Raw genomic sequence first — 8703 nt, 5'->3', positions numbered from 1 at the left:
CCAGATCAGATTGGAACTTCTATAACTCAACTGTCTTTTACGAGGTTTTCCAATGAGTCAACCTGATCATTTCGCAGCCACCCTTCACTCTTCAAGTGCTTTTCAAATTCTTCAGCCTGCTGATAAATGTCGCGATAACCGCCCTGTCCGGCGCACCCTTTAAAGGAGTGAAGAACATGACCACACTCTTTCCAATCCTCTGCTTCTATCGCTACTCTAAGCTCCGAGATAAAACCTATTAACTGGAGCTTGGCTTTTTCTCGTAACTCAGGCAAGTTAAATAATGGTTGATTCAGCTTCTCGTTTGGCATCAAGTCAATCATTCTCACTTGCTGATAGTCGATCACTTGGGCAAGTATTTGAGTGAATTTGATTAGACTCACTGGCTTAGTGACATAATCAAAAAATCCAGCTCGAGAGATACGTGCTTGCTCTTCTGGTTGAGTATCTGCGGTAAGCGCAATAACCGGGCAATCGGGATCGAGAATTCCCGTTTCTTCTTTCTGCCAATGGCAATAGGTCTCAACGCCATCCAAGCCTCGCATTCTGATATCCATCAGCACCAAGTCGTAAATGTGTTTTTTGCCTTTCTCCAACGCATCCTGACCATTAGAGACAGTGGTTACCTTGTTACCAATCGACTCCAGCATTTGACCGATGATTTCCCGGTTATTTTCTACATCATCAACCAAAAGAATTTCTAACGACCAGGGCTGAATCGGTATGCTCTGAAAGTGGCTGTCAAAGCCTTGCACACCTTCCAAGATTTGCTCTAATCGTTTTCGCAACATATTGGGCAAATACACATAGTCTAATGATGAAAGTGGGCAGTCATCTTCATCACTTTGCTCGAACGTCACTCCCCAAATTTCCAACTGCTCTCGAAGGCGTGTCGGTGCTCTGACTGTACCTTCAAGTTTTGCTCCGTAAGTTGCTTCTTTGATCGGTAACGTTAAAACAAACTCCGAGCCTTGATTTACTTGACTTGTCACACTGATATCACCATCCATCAGAAGGGCGAGAGAGCGTGAAATTGGTAAACCTAACCCGGTTCCAACCCGCTCTAGGTGCTCACGGATATATGGCTCAAAAATATGTGGCAGAATCTCCTTAGAAATTCCAATCCCTGTATCACGTAACTTAAAGATAAGCTGATTATCTTCTCGCGACACTTCCAATTGAATCGAACCTTCATCGGTGAATTTGAGCGCGTTGGCCAGCAAATTAATTAAAATTTGCCTAACTTGGAGGGAATCTAATGTCAGGCTACATGGCACCTTATCACGAACCAAGACTTTAAATTTTATATTTTTGTGCTGTAGCCTAGGCTGTATCATCAGCACTGCCCTGTCTATCAATGGCAGCAACTTGGTTTGACTCTCGGTTAACTGCATTTGTCCTTGCTCGATCCGCCTAAAATCAAGCAAGTTGTTGATCATTTCGAGTAGCGAGTGAGAACATCGTTTCGCTGTACGTACAAGGTTTGGATTAAAGTTGACTGGATTTGCCTCAATCAGATCCAGTGCGCCAATGATGCCATTCAGCGGTGTTCTTACTTCATGGCTGATCATGGTGAGGTGTATACTCTTGAGCTCGTTTTCCTGCTCGGCGGCAATTCGAGCATTTTTTAGCTCTTGGGTCCGAAGGGCTACTTTTGCTTCAAGATTTTGATAGTTAAATTCGATGGTGGACAACAGTTTGTTGTATGACTTGGCAATCATACCCAGTTCATCTTCCCGCTCGTAAGGCAATCGGTATTTAAAATCACGGGTACTGGTCGAGCTTATGATGCGAATAAATTCACGAAGCGGTTTCGCAAGCCCATAGTGAAGTGTGACTAATAAAACCAACGCGAGCGCGAAAAACAACCCTAGCCCATATGGGATATAAGAGATAAAGTGTTTCACCTCTAAAGAGATAACGGCAGCTTCTGGTTCTATTCTCACTAACTTCCAAGACGGACCATAGTAACTCGCCACTGAAATCAAATATTTATGGGCTCGCCACGAGTTATAATCGGAACTGTTTTTCTCAGCCAAAAGGCTATCTAACTTAGCTTGGCTCAATCTAGGTTTGAAGATGGGTAAAATTTTGCCTTCATCAGTAATGACAATATTAAAAGCACCAGCAGCAGACTTGGGATGTTGTTGAACAAATTTTTTCAGGTGGGTGCTGTAACCCATCAGCAATTTTCTACCATGACGATCGATAATGATCCGGCCCACCATAACACGCCATGCGTGAGTATCTTCATCATAGTAGGGTTTCCCCCACAAAAACCCGCGCGAGTTGCGTGGCATGTCGTATAACTGCTCGATTTGCGCTTTGACTTTATTGATGTCTTCTTTATCAGCAGCATCACACAAATTTGGTGAATATAGAATTAACCACTTGTTTCGATCGAGGATAAAACCACTAGAATAACCATTTGGTGATGTCGTACCAATCATTTGTATGGCTTTGGCACCCGCTTGATAAAACGCGTTGTTGTTGATTTTTTGCTGCTTACCAAGCACTCGATAACGACACTGATCAACGCTAGGCAGATCAAAATCTTCATCTTGACGCAGCTCAAGCCAAAGATCACCTAAGTGGCCGACATCAATTTCGGCGTTTTCGAACCCCACACTTTCACGCGCCGCTTGAAGCGTCGTTACCTTATTGTTATAGAGTTCGATCTGTTTCCATCTAAACCCATAAACGTTGTAGTAGCTGTAGATGGCAATAAATTGAGTGACGCACCAAAGTGCAGCGATGATGAGGATTAAACGTATGGTTAAGCGTGTGACAAAGGAGGATTTCCAAGAAATTTTCATAAATTTATTTTATCTCCAGTGCCACATCACTATCTTGGTACTTGAGTATATGCCAAAAACTCTACTTAAGTGGCGTTCAAACGCCAATTCGTCGTGCCCAATGTACCAGCTCTGCAGCGTTATGAGCCTCTAGCTTCCTCATTAAATTTAGCCTGTGTGTTTCCACTGTTTTAAGGCTGATCACCAAGGTTTCTGCGATTTCTCTGTTTTTTAGCCCTTCACTAATGAGCTTGAGTATTTGAGTTTCTCGCGGAGTCAACGCAGGTGACAGCGTTGAATCATGAGACGAGGTTGAGTTGACCAGGTCAATGTTTAAGGAAGGATCGATAAACTCTTGGTTTTTCATGACAGCTTCAATTGCACTCAACAGCGTTTGTTGATTACTTTTCTTTAAAACATACCCTTTCGCGCCTGCCTCTAACGCTTCCTTAACCTTGCATTCCTCTGAAATTGCGGTAATACACAAAATAAGCATATCCGGCCAGCGTTGCACAATGCGTCGAATCGCATCCACACCACGCATTCCCGGTAAGTTCAAGTCCATAAGAATCAGGTCTGGGGACAAAGAGCGGCATGTTGAGTACGCATCTAGGCCATTTTCGACCTGACCGACGACTTCTATCCCTGTGTATGGAGACAACAAGTTACGTATCCCATCAGAAATGAGAGCGTGGTCATCCACTACCAGTAGTCTAATCTTTTTTTGCCGACAAATATTCATAGTAATAATTTCCTACATTTCTGAATATAATAAGCAGGATTCTTTTTTGCCCAGCTATAGTAATTCTAGTAAACAAAATCCAACTAACTTACAAAGCTATAAATAAAACGAAAATTACCTCCAATTATCGCAGTGGTCAAGTAAAAGTGACTAAGGTTTTTTATAGCTCACAATTAATCGAAGCGTAAAACTTAATTTTAGATAAAAATTATCATAGTCACTACCATAATATTGTTGTTTTGCTTAGGAATAATAATAAAAGTGCCAATAATGTGATATGGAGTGATAATAATATTATTATTTGGTCGATTATTACTCTATTACACATAGTTATTAGGGATATATATTTTTCAGTTATTCTGAGCATATAGCGCCATCAACCTTGACCCCATATGCACTTGGTGGCATCAAGACGATGGCTGACCTGGTCGAACTAACCCTGACCGATATCTCAAAACACTCCTAGCGATGTTATTGATATTTATAAAATTAAAATATTATTTCTGCTTTTTTATCGCTATATAGCGTATAAAAAATAAGCGAGCGTCTTAATTTTTATTAAATCAGCTTCGCCCAAAGAAATATTTATTGAAAAATCAATCGACGGTTAAATATACGGTATAAATTAGTACTGTTTAAAACACGCAATTTACTGTGCACAGATCTCATAACTATTTAATATGTCTAACCAGAAAAATGTAACAATGGGATGGTATTCTGTAATATTTTGAAATATTAAAAAATATCAATAGTGATAGGCTTGTTAAGGGTATTTTTATTACCGTAATATTTCAGCCTATGCTAATTTTGCATATGACATCGCAGCCAATTTCCGTTATCAACCTTCAACTACATTAATAACTTTTTGATTATTAAGGCTATCCCTCCAGATCGAGATGAACCCAATACGGCTTAAACCCATTGCTGGAACGCGTCGTTGGGTATAGAGTATCCAGATTCGAGGAGGCTCAATAAGGCTAACCACTTGGGCACACTATAAGTATTACTGAATCCGTACAGGCTGACCATGCACAACGATACCCGAAATTACTATCTGATCACCCCTGACTTTGAGTCCAACTTATCCCGCTATTTGTTTGAACTAGAGAATAGCTTAAAGCACGGAATCAAGCTTGTTCAGCTGCGCTCCAAGAATCTCTCACTCGACGACTATCTTACACTTGCACATTCTGCTGTTGAGCTTATTCATCACTATAACGCCAAAGTATTACTGAACGGCTCTATCGACCTACTGAGCCATACGAACGCCGATGGGATTCATCTACCCAGTTTTGAGGCAGAGAAATACTCGTGCCGACCAATTAGCCATGAAAAGCTGTTGTCTATCTCTTGTCATAACAAATCGCAATTGCAACACGCTGAGAGGCTGTCCGCCGACATTGCCATTGTGTGTCCAATTTTTAAAACGCCAAGCAGCCCTAAAGGTATCCCTATGGGTTGGGAGACATTTTCAAATTACGCTCACAGTACCCATCTAAATGTGTACGCGTTGGGTGGCCTCGATGCTAGCCATTACTCTAAGGCCATGGAGCGTGGCGCTTATGGCCTTGCAGCCAAGCGTGCGTTGTGGAACATACCACTCTGCTAAGTCCCCTTCCCTAACGACAAAAGTCCGCGCTCGCGGACTTTTGTATTGCAATTTTACAACTAGGTAGAGATTTAAATCGCCCATCCACCTGCATAAAATGCTACAAGTATGATCGCGATAACCACCGTACCCACATTGAGCTTTTTCCATTCCCCGGCAATCACCCGACCTATCACTAGTGAGCCAAATCCAAGCATGATTCCGGTAACGATGTTGCAGGTTAACACGATGAACACCGCACAAATCAACCCTGATAGCGCATCAACAGAGTCAGACATATCCAATTTTGTCACATTCCCTAGCATGAGCAGGCCGACATACATCAATGCGGGAGCAGTCGCATAGCTTGGCACAAGATAGCTGATCGGAGACAAAAACAGCATCAACAAAAACAATACACCCACAATGGTGGCAGTGAGCCCGGTTTTGCCTCCGGCAGCTGTCCCTGCCGCAGATTCAATGTAAACGGCTGCCGGAGCACCACCAACAACACCCGCAACAATGCTGCTCACGGAGTCTGAAGTCAGTGCTTTACCACCATCAATGATTTGGCCATTTTTTTGCAGCAAATTAGCTTGCCCAGCAACAGCACGTATCGTACCCGTTGCATCAAATATTGCTGTAGTCACCAATGCAAGTACGCTAGGGATAACCACTGGGGATAACGCCCCCATAATGTCCAGCTTACCGAATAAAGAATCCTTGCCACCAAACGTTGGCATCGCAAATAAGCCCTTATACACAACCTTAGGGTCGAAGATCAGGCCGAGAATTGAGATAGCAATAATGACAATCAAAATCCCACCTGGCACTTTACGCTTCTCTAAACCAATAATGGCCGCTAGCCCGGCGATAGACATAAGAACTGGAAAAGAGGTGAAATGGCCAAGGGCAACGGGCAAACCAGCACCTGGGTTTTTTACAACAAGGCCAACGCCGTTCGCAGCGATCAGCAATAAAAAGAGTCCGATACCAATCCCTGTACCATGGGCAACACCAAATGGCAGGTTTGTTAAGATCCACTGACGAATGCCAGTGACGGTTATGATGGTAAACACAATCCCCATCAAGAACACCGCGCCAAGCGCAACAGGAACACTCACCCCTTGCCCCATGACTAAGCTAAAGGCCGTAAACGCCGTCAGAGAAATTGCACAGCCAATCGCCATTGGTAACCTAGCCCACAACCCCATGACTAACGAGCCAAATGCTGCAACCAAACAGGTCGCGATAAATACCGCACCTTGGTTGAAACCCGCGGCCCCTAACATGTTCGGAACAACAATAACGGAATACACCATTGCTAAGAAGGTGGTCAAACCTGCCACAACTTCTTGCTTTACACTGCTTCCACGCTGAGAGATTTTAAAGAATTGATCAAAACCACTACCGTGATTTGCACTGCCACCCTGAGTGTTTGGATTTAGGGAGTTTGGAGTCTTTTCAGACATGTTCATTGTTCCTTGCAAATACTTATATACATTGCATTTCACATCAACCAGAATAAGGCTTCTATTGTAACTAGACACCTATCTTCTAGGACACAAAATCGAAGGACGCAAAGGATACAGCAAACGATTGCGTCATTGCTAGTCAAAATCACACTTTATTTAATTTAGGTGTCCGTTAAAAAGAGAATCAAAACCGACTAGGTGAGGCTATGTTTATGTCTACAAAGCATTAAAGGAGGAAAAATACCATTCAAGCGAAACCCTATCACTTTCGCCCGCTGGCGATGCCTTTCTTTAGGAAAAAGTCTCATAATAAATCACGCGCATAGCAATAGTCAGATGGTACTCGGCTAATGGTTAACATCACTAATATATGTAATTCAATTGCAATTAACTTACATGAGATCGTGATCTCAATACTGGACACACGCGCACAGTAGAGCTTGTAAAGGAGAATAAAGTGCATTCACAATGCAACTCGATATTGTTTTTCACATTTTATTACAATTACATTGTGCAACGTGTTCAGTAATGCGCCAAACCCTTGAGCATGAAAATTCCTTGCGCATGAAGGAGTATCGAATGAAAACCAAAACGTTAGCCGTGCTAGCCACCGCTATCATTGCAGCCACTTCTTGGCAAGCATCTGCAAAAGAACAAACCGTGACCAACGCTCAACTCGCTGACCAAGCCACACTTGCTGTCGATTGGACGCAACAATCTGGCGAATATAGAGCACTTGCCTATCAAGCATTTAACGTCGCCCGCATGTCTTTTGACAAAATCAGACAGGAAGCTAAAGAAAACGGCAGCAAAGAAAAACTGGCTGTTGTGGTAGACCTTGATGAAACCATGATCAATAACAGCGCCTACGCGGCTTGGCAAATCAAACATGGTACTAGCTTCTCACCAAAAACGTGGAGTGAATGGGTACATTCGGAAGAGTCTAGAGCGATTCCAGGTGCCGTCGCCTTTTCCAAATATATAGACTCACACGGCGGAACCGTTTTCTACGTGAGTAATCGCTCCGAGAAAAATCTAAAACCTACGATGGCGAATCTCAAGAAACTCGGTTTTGCTAATGTCACGGACAAAACCGTGCTGTTAAAAACGACCACCTCTGACAAAAAGCCTCGTCGTGAAAAAATCATGGGTGAAGGATACAAAATTGTTATGTTGCTCGGTGACAACCTAAACGACCTAGACTCAAAAGTCATTGGTAAATCTAACAAGATTCGTCGTGAACATGTTGACGCTGAAAAAGCGCTATATGGTGTGAAATACATCGTATTACCCAACCCTACTTACGGCGGCTGGGAAGCTGGCATGGCAAAAGACTATTATCAGCTAAACAATGCAGGTAAGAGCAAACTGCGTCATGACGTACTGTATTCATGGAATGGTAAATAGTACACAGACAACCGGGTGAACAACCGGAGTGCATGCCAAAGGTGTTAAACACCTTTGGCATGGTTAATCTTGGCTCGCTTTATTCATCGACACCTTCATTGTTTGGAGAACTCTCAACGCTCTCCTCTCCTACTTCTGATTGCTCTAGCTCCATTTTCGCTCTATCTGCTTTAGAGATGTAAGCTGGCTTGTTGCTTTTATGCAATTTAGCGTTTTTTTTCTTCAGCTTCTTTTTCAAAATTTGATTAATTTTCTTTTTGCGATTCATATATGTGGCTCGGCCTTTTATTGTGCACGCAGAGTATATACTCAACCGAGCAAAAAGTGCAGGATACAGAGCGAAACAGGTAGTTAGGCGTTGAAGTGCATCGTTTGTAACCACATCGAATATCTTGCTTATAAAAATGATTCAATTTCAACCTGTTAACAGGTTACACAGTAGCAACAATCGGGCAAGATTTTGCTCGCTGGGCAAGATCTTGCTCGATTTGGGCAATATCTTGCTCGGTTAGAAATCAACCAAAGCTCGAAAGTTTAATTTAATTGTTATTTTTCAAAGTATTATAAAAAGTACATTCCCGATAAATATTGGTATATATATTGCTTAACGTAGCGGGTAAATTTTTGCCGTTTTAGCATTTAAATTCGGCGCCACCTCAACATAATTAAGATAATAAAGACACCGTCAGTATGGCT

Annotated in this window: 6 protein-coding genes; 2 read left to right on the top strand and 4 right to left on the bottom strand. The window is 42.5% G+C overall.

What is annotated here, in order from left to right:
- Positions 1 to 26: 26 nt before the first annotated feature.
- Both M9194_RS21425 and M9194_RS21420 read right to left on the bottom strand, forming a co-directional pair.
- Positions 27 to 2816, bottom strand: coding sequence for an ATP-binding protein (locus tag M9194_RS21425; protein ID WP_250614745.1), 2790 nt, complete (start codon positions 2814 to 2816; stop codon positions 27 to 29).
- Positions 2817 to 2892: 76 nt separating this feature from the next.
- Positions 2893 to 3537, bottom strand: a complete 645-nt coding sequence (locus M9194_RS21420; protein ID WP_250614744.1) for a two component system response regulator — start codon at positions 3535 to 3537, stop codon at positions 2893 to 2895.
- 1027 nt (positions 3538 to 4564) lie between these two features.
- Here M9194_RS21420 and M9194_RS21415 point away from each other — a divergent pair.
- Entirely contained in the window at positions 4565 to 5146 is a 582-nt protein-coding gene (locus tag M9194_RS21415; protein ID WP_250614743.1) for a thiamine phosphate synthase, read from the top strand.
- 71 nt (positions 5147 to 5217) lie between these two features.
- On the opposite strand, the gene M9194_RS21410 is transcribed toward M9194_RS21415, so the two are convergent.
- Positions 5218 to 6597 carry an NCS2 family permease gene (locus M9194_RS21410; RefSeq protein ID WP_250614742.1) on the bottom strand — a complete coding sequence of 460 codons (1380 nt, stop codon included), beginning with the start codon at positions 6595 to 6597 and terminating at the stop codon, positions 5218 to 5220.
- A 582-nt stretch (positions 6598 to 7179) separates the two neighbouring features.
- On the opposite strand from M9194_RS21410, the gene M9194_RS21405 reads away from it, so the two are divergent.
- Positions 7180 to 8007, top strand: a complete 828-nt coding sequence (locus tag M9194_RS21405; RefSeq protein ID WP_250614741.1) for a 5'-nucleotidase, lipoprotein e(P4) family — start codon at positions 7180 to 7182, stop codon at positions 8005 to 8007.
- A 79-nt stretch (positions 8008 to 8086) separates the two neighbouring features.
- On the opposite strand, the gene M9194_RS21400 is transcribed toward M9194_RS21405, so the two are convergent.
- Positions 8087 to 8275, bottom strand: a complete 189-nt coding sequence (locus M9194_RS21400) for a DUF2986 domain-containing protein (protein ID WP_250614740.1) — start codon at positions 8273 to 8275, stop codon at positions 8087 to 8089.
- Between the last annotated feature and the right edge of the window lie 428 nt (positions 8276 to 8703).

Source organism: Vibrio sinus (genome assembly GCF_023634645.1).
Lineage (GTDB): Bacteria > Pseudomonadota > Gammaproteobacteria > Enterobacterales > Vibrionaceae > Vibrio > Vibrio sinus.
This window is presented reverse-complemented; position numbering and strand designations above follow the sequence as displayed.